General features: G+C 42.3%; 13 protein-coding genes. 10 read left to right on the top strand and 3 right to left on the bottom strand.

Annotated features, from left to right (window positions below):
- Positions 1-4 precede the first annotated feature (4 nt).
- A complete protein-coding gene (gene tgt / locus BUB08_RS15150; protein ID WP_073002742.1) occupies positions 5-1,132 on the bottom strand; it encodes a tRNA guanosine(34) transglycosylase Tgt in 1,128 nt (375 codons plus the stop codon).
- A 176-nt stretch (positions 1,133-1,308) separates the two neighbouring features.
- Here tgt and BUB08_RS15155 point away from each other — a divergent pair, with 176 nt between their 5' ends.
- From BUB08_RS15155 to rsmG, 3 genes are read left to right on the top strand one after another with little or no spacing between them, the layout of a single operon-like run.
- On the top strand, positions 1,309-2,466 hold the full coding sequence (locus tag BUB08_RS15155) for a glycosyltransferase (protein WP_073002743.1): 1,158 nt from the start codon (positions 1,309-1,311) through the stop codon (positions 2,464-2,466).
- Positions 2,441-3,046 (top strand): RNA polymerase sigma factor, encoded by a 606-nt coding sequence (locus tag BUB08_RS15160; protein ID WP_073002744.1) that lies wholly within the window; start codon positions 2,441-2,443, stop codon positions 3,044-3,046. Before BUB08_RS15155 ends, BUB08_RS15160 begins: the two co-directional genes overlap by 26 nt.
- A 15-nt stretch (positions 3,047-3,061) precedes the next feature.
- The gene (gene rsmG, locus BUB08_RS15165; RefSeq protein ID WP_073002745.1) at positions 3,062-3,682 is read left to right on the top strand and encodes a 16S rRNA (guanine(527)-N(7))-methyltransferase RsmG; all 621 of its coding nucleotides are present in this window, start codon (positions 3,062-3,064) and stop codon (positions 3,680-3,682) included.
- Here rsmG and BUB08_RS15170 read toward each other — a convergent pair.
- Entirely contained in the window at positions 3,679-4,731 is a 1,053-nt protein-coding gene (locus BUB08_RS15170; protein ID WP_073002746.1) for a 6-phosphofructokinase, read from the bottom strand. The genes rsmG and BUB08_RS15170 overlap by 4 nt on opposite strands.
- A gap of 204 nt (positions 4,732-4,935) precedes the next feature.
- Here BUB08_RS15170 and BUB08_RS15175 point away from each other — a divergent pair, with 204 nt between their 5' ends.
- The 3 genes from BUB08_RS15175 (at position 4,936) to BUB08_RS15185 (ending at position 9,428) form a co-directional block, all read left to right on the top strand.
- On the top strand, positions 4,936-5,727 hold the full coding sequence (locus BUB08_RS15175) for a 3-keto-disaccharide hydrolase (protein WP_073002747.1): 792 nt from the start codon (positions 4,936-4,938) through the stop codon (positions 5,725-5,727).
- Between the two features lie 151 nt (positions 5,728-5,878).
- The gene (locus BUB08_RS15180) at positions 5,879-8,281 is read left to right on the top strand and encodes a TonB-dependent receptor (protein WP_073002748.1); all 2,403 of its coding nucleotides are present in this window, start codon (positions 5,879-5,881) and stop codon (positions 8,279-8,281) included.
- Positions 8,282-8,285: 4 nt separating this feature from the next.
- Complete coding sequence (locus tag BUB08_RS15185; RefSeq protein ID WP_073002749.1) at positions 8,286-9,428, top strand: DUF4249 domain-containing protein; 1,143 nt, start codon at positions 8,286-8,288, stop codon at positions 9,426-9,428.
- Positions 9,429-9,439: 11 nt separating this feature from the next.
- Here BUB08_RS15185 and gldB read toward each other — a convergent pair whose 3' ends face one another.
- Positions 9,440-10,447, bottom strand: coding sequence for a gliding motility lipoprotein GldB (gene gldB / locus BUB08_RS15190; protein ID WP_073002750.1), 1,008 nt, complete (start codon positions 10,445-10,447; stop codon positions 9,440-9,442).
- Positions 10,448-10,590: 143 nt separating this feature from the next.
- On the opposite strand from gldB, the gene BUB08_RS15195 reads away from it, so the two are divergent.
- The 4 genes from BUB08_RS15195 (at position 10,591) to BUB08_RS15210 (ending at position 17,542) form a co-directional block, all read left to right on the top strand.
- Positions 10,591-12,234 (top strand): NAD+ synthase, encoded by a 1,644-nt coding sequence (locus BUB08_RS15195; protein WP_073002751.1) that lies wholly within the window; start codon positions 10,591-10,593, stop codon positions 12,232-12,234.
- A 23-nt stretch (positions 12,235-12,257) separates the two neighbouring features.
- A complete protein-coding gene (locus BUB08_RS15200; protein ID WP_073002752.1) occupies positions 12,258-12,830 on the top strand; it encodes an RNA polymerase sigma-70 factor in 573 nt (190 codons plus the stop codon).
- A 156-nt stretch (positions 12,831-12,986) separates the two neighbouring features.
- Positions 12,987-14,006 (top strand): FecR family protein, encoded by a 1,020-nt coding sequence (locus BUB08_RS15205; RefSeq protein WP_139249737.1) that lies wholly within the window; start codon positions 12,987-12,989, stop codon positions 14,004-14,006.
- A 191-nt stretch (positions 14,007-14,197) separates the two neighbouring features.
- On the top strand, positions 14,198-17,542 hold the full coding sequence (locus BUB08_RS15210; RefSeq protein WP_217651630.1) for a SusC/RagA family TonB-linked outer membrane protein: 3,345 nt from the start codon (positions 14,198-14,200) through the stop codon (positions 17,540-17,542).
- Positions 17,543-17,557 lie beyond the last annotated feature (15 nt).

Genomic DNA, 17,557 nt, shown 5'->3' on the forward strand with positions numbered 1-17,557 from the left:
TATATTATAATCTGGTTTTTAGCTGTTGAACCATATTTGTTTTCCAGCTTTTAAAGCTCCCTTCTGTTATTTTTTGCCTGGCTGTTTTAACCAGCCAAAGGTAAAAAGCCAGGTTGTGCTGACTCGCAATTTGCGCACCAAGCATTTCGTTGGAAATGATCAGGTGCCTGAGATAGGCTTTGGAATAAAGATCCACAAAAGAGTTTTCTGCTTCATCAATGGGGGAATGATCGTTTTCCCACTTTTTGTTGCGGATGTTGATTACTCCTTTTGAGGTGAAAAGCATTCCGTTTCGGCCGTTTCTGGTAGGCATCACACAATCGAACATGTCTACACCGCGGTCAATCGATTCCAGAATATTTACCGGCGTTCCTACTCCCATCAGGTAGCGCGGTTTGTTTTCCGGCAGTTCGGCATTAACAACTTCGGTCATTTCGTACATTACCTCTTCGGGTTCGCCAACCGATAATCCGCCGATTGCGTACCCGTCGGCTTCGAAATTTTTTACATGAATCGCAGCTTGTTTCCTCAATTCCGGATAAGTATTTCCTTGTACAATCGGGAAAAGCGACTGCGAATAGCCGTACTTCGGTTCTGTTTTTTCAAATTGCTCAAAACACCGTTGCAACCAGCGTTGGGTCAACTCCAGCGATTTTTTGGCGTAATCGAAATCGGCATCGCCGGGAGTACATTCGTCAAAAGCCATCATAATGTCTGCCCCGATTGACCGTTGAATGTCAATAACTTTTTCGGGAGAGAACAGGTGGTAAGAGCCATCAATATGCGATTGAAAACGGGCTCCCTCGTCGCTCAGTTTCCGGATGTCGCCCAGCGAAAAAACCTGGTATCCACCGCTGTCGGTCAAAATAGGCCCGTCCCAACGGTTAAATTTGTGCAATCCTCCTGCTGTTTCAATAACAGAGGTTCCCGGACGAAGGTACAAGTGGTACGTGTTGCCTAAAATGATTTGAGCTTTTATGTCGTTTTTCAAATCGCGGGCATGTATCCCTTTTACCGAGCCGGCCGTCCCAACCGGCATAAAAATAGGCGTTTCAATTTGTCCGTGTCCGGTGGATAGAATTCCTGCCCGGGCGCGGGTTCCGTTTTCTGTTGCTGTTAATTTAAATTCCATTACCCGTTTTTCAGGGCGCAAATATAGCCAAATTACTTGAAATGAAGGGGAATTTAATGTCTGCCAACCTGTTAATAAATTCTAATTCAAAAGCCGGTTTTTTGCCGCAGAAAATTTTGAAATTGAGCTGAATGTTTCCATTTTTGGCAGAAGAAATTTTTCTTTAATCTATCAGCATGCGAGAATCGGTATTGGAAATTTTTAATCATTTGTCGACGTTTGAATGGGGGGTGTTTGCATTTTTTCTTGCAATTGCTGTGTTGAGGATGGTTTATCTGATTTTGTTTTCGGGGCGTGTTGCCTTTTTAAAGACTCCGCCGGCATCGGCGCCGGAACCTGTTTCCCTGCTGTTGGCATTTAGAAATGAGGAAGCAAATTTGAGAAAAAACCTGCCCACGCTTTTGTCGCTCGGAAACAACGATTATGAAGTTGTAGCAGTTGACGATTTCTCCACTGACGCTTCGTTAACGGTATTGGGAACTCTCAAAAGACAAGACCTGAAAATGCACGTTTCCTCCATGAGTCAGGAAACACATTTTTCCGAAAAAATGGCGCGAAACATTGCCATAAAAGCTGCTGTAAACGAATGGCTGCTTTTTCTTACGCCAACGGTTAGTTCTTTTGCTCCGGGGTGGCTTTCAAACGTAGAGTCGGTGCTAAATGATGACGCCGATGTGGCAGTTGGTTATTCCAATTTGAAACCCAATGGCAAGTTTGTGAGTTTGTTGTTCAGGGTTGAACTTTTTTTTCAGCAGCTGAAAAGTTTTGGGTTTATTTTAAACGGACTCCCTTTTGTTGTGGCAGAAGAAAATGTGGCGTTTAAAAAACAAAAATATTTCGAAGCTAACGGTTATCATAACAAAATATCAGAATCTTTTGCCCACCTCGAGTTGCTGATTAATTCGTTTATGCAAAAGAAAACAACGCTGCTGTTGTCGAAAGGCGAATTTGCTTGCTGGGAGGAGAAGAAGGTTTCTTTTGAAGCGTTTTTCGACTTGCTAAAAAAAGAGATTAGGCTGAAGAGATTTCTGTCCGGGAATAAGCGTTTTATGTTGTTTTTTACCAATTGTATCGAACTATTGTTCTTTCCGGTTGCCGCTTTGCTTTTTGTTTTTGTTCCTGCACTTTGGCCGTTAATAGCCAGTGTTTTAGGCCTTGTTTTTATTTTTCGTTTGTTTATCATAAAAAGAATACTTTTTCGTTTGAACGAACGTAAATTATTTTTACCTTCGTTGTTATTAGCTTTGTTGCGACCGTATTTTAAACTGGTTTTTGTCCTATGGTATCGCAATACCGAACGAAAAGGAAATGGAAGGACTAAATTTATCAGATAAGGCCTGGCAAGACTATGAATTAGTTCAACGTGCACTTAATGGTGATGAAAAAGCTTTTACCCGGTTACTGGCTCGGTACAAAGATGCCATCTATTTTATGTTGCTTAAAATGGTGAACAATCGCAGCGATGCTGAAGATTTAACCCTGGAGGCTTTCGGAAAAGCGTTCAAAAATTTGCATCAATACTCTCCAACTTATGCTTTTAGCACCTGGCTGTTCAAAATTGCATCCAATAATTGCATCGATTTTTTGCGAAAAAAGAAAGGAACTTACCTGGCGATTGAAAATAACGGCGATTCTGGTGATAACAGCGAGGTTGTCCGGTTGAAATCAAAAGATCCTGATCCCGAAGAAAAACTTATCAGTCAGCAAAAAGCAATATTTCTTCATCATGTTGTAAGAAAACTGAAGCCCCGCTACCGCACTCTTGTAGAATTAAGGTATTTTCGCGAATTCTCTTACGAAGAAATTGCAAAGGAGCTTGATATTCCGCTGGGAACTGTAAAAGCCCAGTTGTTTCGGGCGCGCGAAATGCTTTTTCGGTTAATTGAGAATACCGAGATGGGAAGTGATGATTGATTATTTTTTTTCGTGATGAATGTTATTCAAAAATATTTTACCCGGTTAACGCCGGATCAGATTTCTAAAATAGACCGGTTGTTTCCGTTGTACGCAGAGTGGAATGCAAAAATTAATGTCATTTCGCGGAAAGATATCGACCAGCTTTATGAGCGGCATGTGCTGCATTCGCTAGCCATTGCCAAATTTATACGGTTTACGCCTGGCACTAAAATACTGGACGTGGGAACCGGAGGTGGTTTCCCCGGAGTTCCGCTGGCTATCCTTTTTCCTGAATGCCGGTTTCACCTGGTAGATTCAATCGGGAAAAAAATAAAAGTAGTAAATGAGGTGGTTCAGGCGTTGGATCTAAACAACGTAACAGCAGAGCAAATAAGGGCTGAACAGCTAAAAGAAAAGTATGATTTTGTGGTTAGCCGGGCTGTTACAACATTGCCCGAGTTTGTTGCCTGGGTAAATAAAAATGTTTCTCCCGTTCAGAAAAATGCTTTGCCAAACGGTATTATTTATCTGAAAGGAGGAAACCTGGATGCAGAAATAAAGCCTTTCCGGAGAAAGGCTTTTGTTCAGGATTTATCGGAATATTTTGAAGAGGAGTTTTTCCAGACAAAAAAGCTGGTGCACCTGCCTCTTTAGTTTTGCATGTATTCGTCTCCGAACGAAACTCCCATTTTTCGTGCTTTTTGAATGAGCTGGTGGTTCGGATCCACAAGTCGTAATTTTCCTCCTACTTCGTCGAGCGGAACTGTGGTGAGATCACCTTTTTTCAGAGCCACCATTGTTCCGAAACATTCGTTGGCGATGCATTCGGCTGCAAAAGCTCCGTAGCGTGTTGCCAGAATCCGATCCATCGGAGTCGGGCTTCCTCCGCGCTGAATGTACCCAAGCACCGTTTCGCGCGTTTCAATATCGGTATAGGTGGTAATTGCCTCAGCCAGGTACGATGCAGCCGAACCTTTTTTGGGATGTTCTATTCCTTCGGCAACCACTATAATGGAATACGGCTTTTTGTTTTCGTAGCGTTTTTCAATTTTTTTGCACACCGAACGAATGTTGTACGGTACTTCAGGAATTAAAATAATGTCGCCACCGCCGGCCATTCCGGCATAAAGTGCCAGCCATCCTGCATTGTGCCCCATCACTTCAATAATCATTACCCGTTGGTGAGAGTTGGCAGTTGTGTGCAAACGATCAATAGCATCTGTAGCAACCTGCACTGCCGATTCGAACCCGAATGTTACGTCGGTTCCCCAAACATCGTTGTCAATGGTTTTCGGAATGCCAATTACGTTTAACCCTTCCATGGCCAGCATATGGGCTGTTTTCATGGTTCCGTTGCCTCCGATGCAAACCAGACAATCCAGCTCCAGCTCGCTGTATGTTTGCTTTATCATTTCGGGTTTGTGCGTTTCGCCGTGGTCGCTTTTTACAATTTTGTAGGGTTTCTCCCGCGAGGTGCCCAAAATGGTCCCACCAACAGTTAGAATGCCCGAAAGCTGAGATTCTTTAAGAATAGTGTAATCTTTGTTTATTAGACCAAGAAAGCCGGCGTTAAAACCGTATACTTCCATCCCGTAGTTTACAATTGCTGTTTTCCCGACGCCCCTGATGGCTGCATTTAATCCGGGACAGTCGCCTCCGGCGGTTAATATTCCAATCCTTTTGGGTTTACCTGTTTTGTCCATGTTGCTTTAATGCTTTTTGTTTTTGAAACTGATTATCGAATTTACAAAAGAATATTCGAAATTTCTGAATATTAATCTTTCATTTTGCCCTTATTGTAAAATAATTAAGGATTGGTTTAAATGTTTTGCATCTAACTAATTTCAATTATTTTTGTACAACCAACTAAAACAAAGAATTCTTTAACCAATTAAATAGTAATAAAAATGAAAAAAGTTATTTCTTTCCTTTTTGCAGGTGCGCTTGTTTTTGGGATTTCGTGCACCGGTGGCCAAAAAAAATCTGCAGAGCAGACTGAAGAAAAAGCAGCTGTTGTAGAAGAAGTTGGCCCGAATGAATTATCTAAAGAAGAAAAAGCAGCCGGTTGGTCATTGCTTTTTGACGGAACAACCAGCAACGGCTGGCGCGGTGTAAACAAAACAAATTTCCCGGGAGGATGGGAAGTTGTTGACGGAACATTGCATTGCAAAGGCTCCGGAATGGGCGAAGCCGGTTCTGATGATGGCGGCGACATTCTTTACGATAAAGAATTTTCTAATTTCCATTTGAAAATGGATTGGAAAATTGGCGAAGGCGGAAATTCGGGTATCTTTTATCTCGGACAGGAAGTGGAAGACTGGCCAATCTGGAAAACTGCTCCTGAAATGCAGGTGCTCGACAACGAAAGGCATCCTGATGCCCTGCTGGGTAAAGACGGAAACCGCAAAGCCGGTTCTCTTTACGATCTTATTCCGGCCAATCCACAGAATGCAAAACCTGCCGGAGAATGGAATTCCATCGAAATTTTGGTTTACAAAGGAACTGTTGTTCACAAACAAAATGGCGAAACCGTTTTGGAATATCACCTGTGGACCGACGACTGGAATAACCTTGTAAAAGATTCTAAATTCCCCGAACTGAATCCCGACTGGGCAAATGTTGCAAAATCAGGATTCATTGCATTGCAGGATCATGGCGACGACGTTTGGTTCCGTAACATTAAAATTAGGGAACTGTAGAAAATATTGTTTCTTGTTAAAAAGGGGTGCATTAAGAAATGCATCCCTTTTTTGTTTTATTGACATTTATTTGAAAATCTTAATGGAATTCTTCTTTAGATTTGCCCCGATTTGTAACCCGAAGATTTTTTTTGTTAAAAAGCCAAATTAAATGCGAAAAACAGTTATTGCCTTGCTGCTAATCATTCAATGTTTTTGGGTGTATGCACAGAATCTGACAATAAGCGGATATGTCAGGGACAAACACACCGGCGAGAGCCTTATTAATGCCAATGTTTACGAAAAGGAATCCATGAAAGGAACCATCACAAACGAATATGGTTTTTTCAGCCTTTCTCTGAGTCCCGGTGAAAAAACCATCGTTTTCTCCTACGTTGGTTACACCAAAGAAGAACTGAACGTTAATTTGCAAAACGATTCCAGCATTGTTGTAGAACTGGAGTTGATGAAAGAACTGCACGAAGTAAAAGTCTACGGCAGCGAAGCGTCTAAAGTAAAGAGAACGCAAATGAGTATGGTGGAAATACCAACTACCACATTGGCAAAAGTTCCTCTTTTACTTGGCGAACCCGATGTGCTGAAAGTTATTCAGTTGCTTCCGGGAGTGCAGTCTGGTACAGAAGGCACCAGTGGAATTTATGTTCGGGGTGGCGGCCCCGATCAAAACCTGTTTTTGCTCGATGGGGTTCCCGTGTACAACGCCAACCATCTTTTCGGGTTCTTCTCGGTATTTAATCCGAGTGCCGTAAAAACAGTAAAACTTTACAAAGGAGGTTTTCCGGCGCGCTTTGGCGGGCGGCTTTCGTCGGTTATCGATATTCGCATGAAAGAAGGAAATACCAAAGAGTTTAAAGGTGAATTTTCGGTGGGGCTCATTTCGTCGCGGTTTTCACTGGAGGGGCCAATTGTTAAAGATAAAACTTCGTTTATTGTTTCAGGAAGAAGAACATATCTGGATTTGCTGGCTCGGCCGGTTATGAAAATTGTAAACAAAAACACCGATGGTTACGATTATACGGGAGGTTACTATTTTTACGACCTCAACGCCAAAATAAACCATATTTTTTCGGACAGGAGCAGGCTCTATTTTTCGTCGTACCTGGGGCTGGACAAAGCTTATTCTGTGGAAGAAGGATACTATGTGGAGGAGTATGTCAGGTACAACGACCGGTCTGAATCGGGTCTGAAATGGGGAAACATAACCAATGCTTTGCGTTGGAATTACGTGTTCGGATCGAAACTCTTCAGCAATGTTACGCTAACTTACAGCAAGTATAATTTTAATGTGGGAAGCGAATCGTTAACGGTGAACACCCGCGATAACGAGAAAAGAGAAGATATTTTCGATTACAATTCGGGTATTGAAGATTTTGCAGGCCGAATCGATTTCGACTATTTTCCTTCGGCCCGGCACTCGGTGAAAATGGGGATTGGCGCTATTCATCACACGTTTAGTCCCGGTGTAAACCATTATAATTTTACTGATGACAGCGATTCTGCGGCGCCATCTGATACTACCTTCGGAAACAAAAACATTGCGGCAAGCGAAATCCGCATGTACGGAGAAGATGTTTTTGATATTTCTGAAAAGTTTCAGATGAATGTTGGGGCGCACTTTTCATTTTTTAATGTTCAGGGAAGAAACTACACCTCGTTTGAGCCGCGTGCATCGTTGCGTTTTCTCGGTTCAGAAAAATGGTCGTTAAAAGCTTCGTACGCTCAAATGAGCCAGTACATCCACTTGCTTACCACTTCAACAATTAGTTTGCCTACAGACTTGTGGCTTCCGGCTACCAAAAACGTGAAGCCCCAGATGTCGCACCAGGTGGCAGTGGGCGCATTTTACAAATTGCCAAAGGGGTTTGATTTATCTGCCGAGTTGTTTTATAAGGATATGAACAACCTGATTGAATACAAGGAAGGCGCTTCTTTTTCGGGAGTAGCAGAAGGATGGGAATCGAAAATTGAAACCGGCAGAGGCTGGGCTTACGGCCTGGAAGTGATGTTGGAAAAGAACATAGGAAAAACCACCGGCTGGATTGGCTATACGTTATCGAAGTCAGAACGAAAATTTGAAAATCTGAATTTCGGAAAAGCTTTTCCGGCAAAATACGACCGCCGCCACGATGTTAGTCTGGTTCTTACCCACCGCTTTTCCGACAAAATTGATGTTGGAGCTACCTGGGTTTACGGAACCGGCAACGCAGTTACGCTTGGTCAACAAACATACGCTGCTGGGTCTACTGGATTTTCGCGTTGGGGCGTGTCAGAAATTCAGTATTACGGAGGACGAAACAATTACCGCATGCCTGCCTACCACCGGTTAGACGTGGGAGTTAATTTTCATAAACAGAAAAAGCACGGAATCAGAACCTGGTCGTTAGGAGTTTACAACGCCTATAGCCGTCAAAATCCGTTTTATCTTTTCTGGGGGCACAACAGCAAAAGCGGGTACAACGAGCAAGGGAAGTACTACGAAACATCCGAAACAGCACTGAAACAACTGAGCCTGTTTCCTTTGATACCTTCTGTTTCATACACTTTTAAGTTTTAAGGCAATGAAAAACGCAAGTAAAATAATATTGGTTTTCCTTTCTGTGGTTCTTTTTTCGTGTGAAAAAACAATAGAATTTAAGGAGAAAGATGCGCGCCCGATGATTGTTGTTAACGCTGTCATTGTCCCGGGAAACGAGTTCAGGGTAAATATCAGCAAAAGCAGGCATATTCTTGAAAAAAGCATTTACTACGAAGCGCTCGAAAATGCCGAGGTAAGCTTGTACGAAAACGGTTCTTTTGTTTCTGAACTAGCGTTTTTCAGTAATAAAGATACCACCTACGAATACTTTGATTACGGCTCGAAGAAGGAGCACATTTTTGAAAACGGATATTATTACGAGCCCGATTTGGAGGTGAAAGAGGGTGCAACGTACCGGCTGGAAGTATCGCACGAAGGTTTCTCCCCAGTGTCGTGCGAAACCACCGTGCCAATTCCGGTGGAGCTTGGCAATTTTGTTGGCCAACTGGAAAAAGCTCCGCAGCAGTATTCCAATAATACTTACGAAGCGAAAATGAATTTGGAGATAGTGGATCCGGTTGATGAAGATAATTATTACCGGATTGGCATTAGCAAAGAAAGGGGAATAGAACTCTATTTTAGAAAAAAAGGCGGTTATTATTACGATTATAGCGGCTATGGTGGTGGTTATGGCGGTGGAGAAGTCGATCCGGAATCTGTTACTCCAACTGACACAATAGTTGAAGAAGCCGAATTCTCCAACTATATTTACTCCACGGATCCTGTGTTAAGTGCCTATCGGAATGCGGATATTATTGGTACAACCGACGATGCTATCGGCCTTTTTTCCGACGAGTTATTTAGTAAAGAAGTTTACAATTTGTCTTTTTATGCGCTAACCAGAAAGAAAACTTTTTTCGAGTACGGAGAGTATTTTAAAGTCAGTGCATTTGTTCAGTGCCTGTCAAAAGAACTATTTCTTTATTCCCGTTCTTTTGACCAACACAGCATGGTTTCCGACAACCCGTTTGCAGAGCCTGTTCCGGTTTATTCGAATATTGAGGGCGGCCTGGGAATTTTTGGTTCGCTGGTAATTTCTTCAAAAAGCTTATATATTGGCGACTATCCGGTTGAGGGGAAAACCTATATTGACGATGAAACTTTTAGAGAATTGTATAAGTTTTAATGGTTCCCCGCCTATTCCGGGTAATATCCGGAGTCGTTTAAAATTTGCTGGTAGTTGGTGTTTTTCATGAGCTCGGGCAGTGTTATTTCTTTGTGCTTTTTCATGTACTGCCTAACAATTTGCCAGCCAATCCAAACGCCACTTCGTCCCGGCGATTCAATAGGAAACCCGGTGGTATAAGGTCCGTCGTTAATAAACCGCAAAATGTCCATTCGTTTGTTGGAATACAGCATTTTCTTTTCAATCAGAAAATTCCACATCTGCGCTTCGTTGTTTTTGCACCATTGCAATTGCTCGGCGTTGTAGCCAATTTTCAGTGAATCGTGCATTTCCGGCAGGAGGGCGTCGGTAAAATACATTAGTTTGCCCTGGTAAACAATATGGTCGAGTATTGTGGTAGCCGTTCCGTTCTCGTTAAACTCGGTTAATCCCCAGGCGTAGGCAACGTCTGAAACCAGTTTTTGCGGGTGCATGTTTTTTATTTTATAAAGCGGCACATTACTCAACTGCTTGTAATAACTGCAATCCTGTCCTAAGTATTTGTCGAGGCTGATGCCGATAATATTTTCGGCAGTAACAACAGATTGGTTGAAACCCGATATCATGGTGAAAATGGAAGGAAGCTCTTTCTCGGGAAAATGAAACTGGTAATATTTAAATGCTTTTACCAGCGCTTTTTTTGTCGGCTCAAAATCTGAAAATTTTTTGTCAGCAAGAGCTTTAACATTCACAATCATCGTATCGGTAAGAAATTCGCCCATACCTTCCGAAAAATGTTCTTCGGTGAGTCCACCCAGCCCAATCACTCTCCAGGTAAACAAATCAAAAAAATCCGGGTGCAGGTTTCGGAGTTCTGTCAATTCGGCCAGCGTGTCCTGCATGGGCAGTTCAAAAAGCTGCTGATCAAACCGTACAATTTCCACTTCGTTTTCAATCCCGGAAATGTCTACTTTCAGCGGGTTTCTGTTGCAAGAGATGAGAGCAACCGCCAGAAAGAAGAAATATGTTATGTGTTTCATTTAATGATTATTATTCTTTTTAATACGCACTGCGCTATTTTTTATTGCGAAATTGGCTCAAAAATAAGACATTTGCACATTAATCAAGACAAATACCGGCAAGCTAAAACTTGAACGTTTTACTTTTAATCTGAAAATGCTTTATGAAAGTTGCACTGGCTCAGTTGAACTATATTATCGGCGACTTTGACGGGAATGCCGCAAAAATGATCGAAACCATCGAACGGGCAAAAACAGAGGGAGCCGACCTTGTTGTTTTTTCCGAGTTGTCGGTTACCGGTTACTATCCGCACGATTTGCTCGAAAAAAAGGAATTTATTCGGAAAGCAGAAGAAACGGTTAAGCGGATTGCCGAAGCGTGTTGCGGAATTGCAGCCATTGTTGGCGCTCCCCGTATAAACGAAAATGACCGCGGTAAAACATTGTTCAATTCGGCTTTTTTTCTTGCTGATGGAGGTGTGCGCTCGGTACACAACAAAACATTGTTGCCTACTTACGACATTTTTGACGAGTACCGTCATTTTGAGCCCAATCGCGACTTTAATGTTGTTGAATATCAGAATGAACGTATTGCAATTACCATTTGCGAAGATTTGTGGGACGAACAGCCTACGGCCAACGAGTTTGGTAAAAACAAACTTTACCAGGTTTCGCCAATGGAAGAGCTGGCAAAACTCAATCCTGATTTTGTGGTGAATATTTCGGCATCGCCTTTTTCGTACAACCAGGAAAACTGGCGGAAAGATGTGTTGGTGAATAAAGCAAAAAAATTCAGTTTGCCCATTTTTTATGTAAATCAAACCGGAGCACAAACAGAGTTGATTTTCGACGGAGGCTCTGTTTTTATTGATAAATCAGGTGAAATAGTAAAAGAACTCAACTATTTCGAAGAAGATTATCTGATTGTGGATACCGCTAATCCGGGGGCGAGGAAGTTGCAGCCAGAAACAAATCACATCGAAAAAATACATGATGCGTTGGTTTTAGGTATTCGGGACTATTTTCTGAAAATGGGTTTCAGACAGGCAACACTCGGGCTTTCCGGAGGAATAGATTCTGCCGTTACTCTGGTGCTGGCAGAACGCGCTTTGGGCGCAGAAAATGTACGCGTGTTGTTGTTGCCTTCCAAATACTCGTCTGACCACAGTGTGGAAGATGCCCGGCAATTGGCGGAAAATCTGGAAATCAGGTACGATGTTGTGAATATTCAGAAAGCAGTTGATGCGTTTGAAAACGAGCTTGCTCCTCAGTTTAAAGGGACTGCTTCGGGAATTGCAGAAGAGAACATTCAGGCCCGTGCGCGGGGAATTTACCTGATGGCAATCTCCAATAAATTTGGACATATTTTGCTGAATACCACCAATAAAAGTGAGTGCGCCGTGGGTTACGGAACGCTTTACGGCGATATGAACGGCGGGCTGGCGGTTTTGGGCGATGTGTACAAAACCGATGTGTTTGCAATGGCCAGGTTCATGAATAAAGAGCGGGAAATTATTCCCGAAAACACCATCGTAAAACCGCCCTCGGCCGAGCTGCGTCCCGATCAGAAAGATACCGACTCACTTCCCGAGTATGCCGTGCTCGACGAAATACTATTCAGTTTTATCGAACAGAACCTTTCTCCGGCCGAGATTGTGAATAAAGGATTTGACCCTGAAATGGTGAAAAAAGTTATTCGCATGGTAAATACAAATGAATATAAACGGTTTCAGGCAGCACCTATTTTACGTGTAAGTTCTAAGGCATTTGGGTTCGGCAGAAAAATGCCGCTGGTAGCCAGATATTAATCTTTTTTCTTACTTTTATAGCAATGTCTGTTATAAAAGGGATTAAGGAAGAAACCCTGATACTGCGGCTTGTTAGCGGCGACCAGACTGCCTTTGAATTACTGTTTCGTTTTTATTATCCTGGCCTGGTGATATTCGCTTCTCGAATTGTTTTAGACAGAGATGAGGCGGAAGAAATTGTCCAGAATTTTTTTGTAAAACTGTGGTCTGACAGAAAAAGAATCAGAAAATCTGAAACCCTGAAAAGCTACTTTTTTGCGTGTGTGAAAAACCACGCATTGAATCATCTAAAAAGGGAGAAAATAAGCGAACGGGTTCGAAATGAACTTCGAAAAATGATTGAAACGGATCGGCTGTATCAGCCCGATGTTTTTGTAGAATCTGAATTGCAGCACCGCATAAAATCGGCTTTTGAAAAATTGCCGCCCCGCACCAACGAAATTTTTACATTAAGCCGGTTTAACGGGCTTTCTAATCAGCAAATAGCCGAACAACTTCAAATTTCCAAAAGAACCGTGGAAACTCAAATTTCCAATGCGTTGAAATTGCTGAGGGAGGAATTGAAAGACTTTATGTTTATTCTTATGTTGTTCTGAAAAGAAAACATTTTTCAGAATTCTATTACGCCTGATTTTATTGACCTGTAGTCTGTTGATTCAAAAAAAAGTTTTTTTTTCTACGTGTTTTTTTTGTCTCGGTTGTACTATTAATAAACCAACTGAAAATTGGTTTTTGAAATAGCAAAATACCGAATGAAAGAACAAAATCATAAAATGAACGCTGAATCTGAACTGGAAAAGTTTATTAAATCCAGGGCCGGATTGTCGTCTTTTGACAGGAAGCTGGAGGCAGCAAAGCTTATTAACCACACAAATTCTGTGGATGTTGAAACAGCCTGCAAAAAAGTAAGTAGTAAAATCAGCGGTACGAAAGCGTCCCGTTCGTTTTTTACTGCATTAACCCGGGTTGCGGCAATACTCACTTTGCCGTTGCTGGCTTTTGCCGTTTGGAGCCTGTTTTTTCAGGAAGAGCAATCGGAAGAGCCGGTTCTGTTGGTGCAGAACGAAATTACCTGGCAGGAAATTTACAGTCCGCTGGGGATGCGTTCGTTTGTGGTTTTACCCGACGGAACCAATCTTTGGTTAAACGCCGGCAGCCGGTTACGCTACGGAATTCCGTTTACCCGCGAACGACGGGAGGTAGAGCTTTCCGGAGAAGCTTTTATTGACGTGAAAGAAAATGAGCAATCGCCTTTTGTTGTGAAAGCCCAAAATGCCGAAGTTGAGGTGTTAGGAACGCAGTTTAATGTGAATGCTTATTCGGATGCCGAGCAGATTCAGGTGGCGCTGAAAGAAGGAAAAGTGAAGTTTCTGTTCGACGGGGATTCGGGGGCGAAAAAATATTGTGAACTCAATCCAAACGACCTGTTGGCATTCAATAAAAAAAGCAAAACAGTAACCCGGGCAAACACCAATATTGAAAAGTACATTGCCTGGCATCAGAACATAATGATACTTGACGATACGCCAATGACAGAAGTAGCCAGATTAATGGAACGGTGGTACGGCGTGAAGGTTATTATTAAAGATGAGAGCATAAAAAAATACCGGTTTACAACCGTTTTCGATAACGAACCGCTTTTTAGGGTGCTGGAGCTGCTGGAGCTGAGTTCGCCCAAAATAAAAACAACTTACATTCCCGGCAAACCGGATGACGAAACCAAAAAACTATCTCAATCAATAGTAACCATAACTAAAAATAAACGCTTATGAGAAATTAATTCCGAGAGTCTGTTTCTTATTAAGAGAGAAGGAAGCGCTACCAACACTTCCTTCCGTCTTTACCGGAATCACCCGGTGAAAATCTTAAATCATATTCTAATTTAAAACAGTGTAAAACTATGAAAAAATTTTTAAACCTATTGTGTTTGCTGTTGAAGCAACACCGAAAAAAACTAGTTGTTATGCGCAATACAGTTTTGATACTACTATTAAGCACCTTCCAGGTTTTTGCCGTTGGCACTTATGCGCAAACCAAAACAATCAGTCTGGCTATGCATGACGCAACCATCCGCGATGTATTGTTTGCCATTCAAAATCAGAGTGAATTTTATTTTTTGTATAACAGTGAGTTAGTCGATGTAACAAAAAAGGTAGATATTTCAATTAAAGGAGAAAAGGTAGATGAAATACTAACCCGATTGTTCGATAAAAGTAAAGTAGATTTTTTAATCAAGGATCGTTACATCGTACTAACTCCTGTTGGCGGAAATGTTGAACTGTTTGATCAGCCATCCCGAATAACAGGAAAAGTTACCGACTCGTTTGGGCAGCCGCTGCCCAGTGTAACGGTTGTTATTAAAGGCACGACCCAGGGAACGGTGACGACTTCGGATGGAGAATATATTCTGACAAATATTCCCGAAGATGCTACGCTGGTTTTTTCTTTTGTGGGAATGAAAACGCAGGAAATTCCTGTTGGCGGGCAAACAAGCATTGATGTGGTTATGCAGGAAGAAGCCATCGGGCTCGAAGAGGTTGTTGCAATCGGATACGGAACGGTTAAAAAAAGCGATTTAACCGGTTCTGTTACAAAAGTATCCGGCGAGGAATTTAGCATGCAACCTTTAACTCAGATTACTGAAATGCTTGCCGGTACCGTTGCCGGGTTTAATTCCAGCCAGGGAACAAGTGCTTCTGGCGGAGGTAGCCTGGAGATTAGGGGGCCAACTTCGTTAAGTGCCGGAACCGATCCGTTGATTGTTCTCGATGGCGTTATTTATAACGGTAGCATCCGCGACATAAACCCGATGGACATTGAAAGCCTGGACATTCTGAAAGATGCCAGTTCTTCTGCCATTTTTGGAGCAAAAGCTGCATCGGGCGTTGTTATAATTACTACAACAAAGGGAAAAACCGGAAAGCCGACCATCAACTTTTCGACAAAAATGGGGCTTGCCGAAGTTACAAATAAAGATATGAGGCCGTTTAGTCCCAAAGGGTTTACCGATTTCAGACGGGACTTTTTAGGCAGGTTGTATCCCGATTTACCTCAATACTATTTTTACAGCCCGGATGAATTACCGGGGAACATTAGTGTAAGCGACTGGTCGAATTACAGTGACAATCCTAACTCCAATAACTATGTTGAGTGGTTGTCGAGGTTGCAACTTACCAACCCGGAAATTGAGAATTACCTTAATGGCAGAACTGTGGATTGGTACGATCAGGTGATGCAAAAGGGATTCCGCCAAAGTTACGATGTGAGTATTAACGGCGGAGGCGAAAGCCTTTCGTATTACTGGTCATTGGGATACACCGATAACGAGGGAATTATTGTTGGCGACAAATATTCTGCATTAAGGTCGAGACTCAATGTCTCTGCTAAAATTTCTGATTTCCTTTCTGTTGGAACAAATACACAGTTTGCATTTAGGGACGAAAGCGATATACAGGCGCAGTTGAGGAACATGTTTAATAATACGCCGTATGCTACGATGTACAACGAGGATGGAACGCTGAAATGGTTTCCGAACGATCAGCAGCAAAATGCACAAAACCCGCTTTTAAATACCTATTATCAAGATAAGCAGAAGAATATTTACAGCCTGGTTTCATCGCTTTACGCCGATATTATTTTGCCTCTTGGCTTTAGTTACCGTATTGTTTATCAGCCCAGAATGGGTTTTACTAAAAACTATAATTTTTGGTCAACTTCCACAATTGTGGGCGCTATTGACCACTCGGGCGGGTACGGTACCCGGGAGGACAGCCAGTTTTACGAATGGCAGGTCGACAATATTCTGAAATGGAATAAGGATGTTGGAATTCATTCTTTTGATTTTACGTTTTTATACAATGCCGAAAAATACCAAAGCTGGTATTCTTTTCAGTCTGCCGAAGAATTCAGCCCCAACGAAAAGCTGTCGTTTCACTCGTTGCAATCAGGTGCCAAACTAACAATCGACAACAACGATACTTATTCAACGGGAGATGCAGTAATGGGAAGGTTGAACTATACATTGATGGATAAATACTTGCTGACAGCTTCTGTTCGACAGGACGGATATTCTGCTTTTGGATTGGAAAACAAAAGGGCAATATTTCCTGCATTGGCGCTGGCCTGGCAGGCTTCCAGAGAAAATTTCTGGAACAACGACTGGCTGGTGAACCGGCTAAAAATGCGATTGTCGTGGGGTGTAAACGGAAACCGCGATATTGGGGTGTATTCAGCACTGGCAAAACTGTCTCAGAATTTTTATTACAATGGTTCGCAGGTGCAGATTGGTGTGTACAACTCATCGCTTGCAAATGCGCAGTTGTCGTGGGAAAAAACAGAGGCATATAATCTGGGGGTTGATGTGGGGTTATTCGATAACCGGATAGATATAACCGCCGACGCTTACGTTTCTACCACCAAAGATTTGTTAATGCTGAGAAATCTTCCAAAAATAACAGGCTTTTCCGATATCTATTCAAACCTGGGAGAGTTGAAAAATAAAGGGCTGGAGTTTTCTGTGAATTCCGTAAATATTACGAATAGCAGAATAAAGTGGAATTCAAGTCTTGTTTTTTCACTGAACCGCAATGAAATAGTTGAACTGTTTGGAGACGTGGGAGAATATACGTTAGAAAATGAAGTCCGTTACGGAGAACTTCCTGACTTTACCAACCGATGGTTCCCGGGGCAGGCAATTGACAGAATTTGGGACTACGATATTACCGGTGTTTGGCAGCTCGATCAGGCAGATGAAGCAGCTAAGTACAATCAGTCTCCGGGCGATTACATTGCAGTAGATGTGAACGAAGACGGTATTTATACTGAAAGTAATGACAAACGCTTTGTTGGTTGGAAGCAGCCGCGCTACAGGATAGGGCTTCGAAATGAAGTCAGTTTTCTGAAACATTTTACTGCTTCTGCTTTTCTTCGGGCAGAATTGGGGCACATCGGGAGCATTGCCATATTTAAAGGAACCAGCAGTTCTTACGAAAGAACGAGTACCCGGGAATTTCCGTACTGGACTCCTGATAATCCTTCCAATAAATACGGTGCTGTTGTTTCGTACAGCGGCTTATACAGCGGCGGTTTTAACACCTACTTCCCGCGGTCTTATCTGAGGGTTCAGGATTTATCAATTTCCTACAACGTTCCTAAAAAAGTAATTGAACACTTAAATTTTGAAAGAGTACGTGTGTATGGTAACGTGCGGAACTTGCTCACTTTTGACGGGTGGATGGACTGGGATCCTGAATCAGGTTCTTCGCCTATGCCAAGAGTATTTACACTGGGATTTGATCTGTCATTTTGATAACGCTAAAATATT

It is taken from the genome of Mariniphaga anaerophila (assembly GCF_900129025.1).
GTDB classification, from domain to species: domain Bacteria; phylum Bacteroidota; class Bacteroidia; order Bacteroidales; family Prolixibacteraceae; genus Mariniphaga; species Mariniphaga anaerophila.

Excerpts from the sequence above, each read along its gene's own strand:
- BUB08_RS15175 (WP_073002747.1), top strand. The coding sequence starts at position 4,936 with ATGAAAAAAGTTATTTCTTTCCTTTTTGCAGGTGCGCTTGTTTTTGGG.
- BUB08_RS15205 (WP_139249737.1), top strand. The coding sequence starts at position 12,987 with ATGAAAGAACAAAATCATAAAATGAACGCTGAATCTGAACTGGAAAAG.
- gldB (WP_073002750.1), bottom strand. The coding sequence starts at position 10,447 with ATGAAACACATAACATATTTCTTCTTTCTGGCGGTTGCTCTCATCTCT.
- BUB08_RS15160 (WP_073002744.1), top strand. The coding sequence starts at position 2,441 with ATGGAAGGACTAAATTTATCAGATAAGGCCTGGCAAGACTATGAATTA.
- BUB08_RS15195 (WP_073002751.1), top strand. The coding sequence starts at position 10,591 with ATGAAAGTTGCACTGGCTCAGTTGAACTATATTATCGGCGACTTTGAC.
- rsmG (WP_073002745.1), top strand. The coding sequence starts at position 3,062 with ATGAATGTTATTCAAAAATATTTTACCCGGTTAACGCCGGATCAGATT.
- BUB08_RS15200 (WP_073002752.1), top strand. The coding sequence starts at position 12,258 with ATGTCTGTTATAAAAGGGATTAAGGAAGAAACCCTGATACTGCGGCTT.
- BUB08_RS15155 (WP_073002743.1), top strand. The coding sequence starts at position 1,309 with ATGCGAGAATCGGTATTGGAAATTTTTAATCATTTGTCGACGTTTGAA.
- BUB08_RS15170 (WP_073002746.1), bottom strand. The coding sequence starts at position 4,731 with ATGGACAAAACAGGTAAACCCAAAAGGATTGGAATATTAACCGCCGGA.
- BUB08_RS15210 (WP_217651630.1), top strand. The coding sequence starts at position 14,198 with ATGCGCAATACAGTTTTGATACTACTATTAAGCACCTTCCAGGTTTTT.
- BUB08_RS15185 (WP_073002749.1), top strand. The coding sequence starts at position 8,286 with ATGAAAAACGCAAGTAAAATAATATTGGTTTTCCTTTCTGTGGTTCTT.
- tgt (WP_073002742.1), bottom strand. The coding sequence starts at position 1,132 with ATGGAATTTAAATTAACAGCAACAGAAAACGGAACCCGCGCCCGGGCA.
- BUB08_RS15180 (WP_073002748.1), top strand. The coding sequence starts at position 5,879 with ATGCGAAAAACAGTTATTGCCTTGCTGCTAATCATTCAATGTTTTTGG.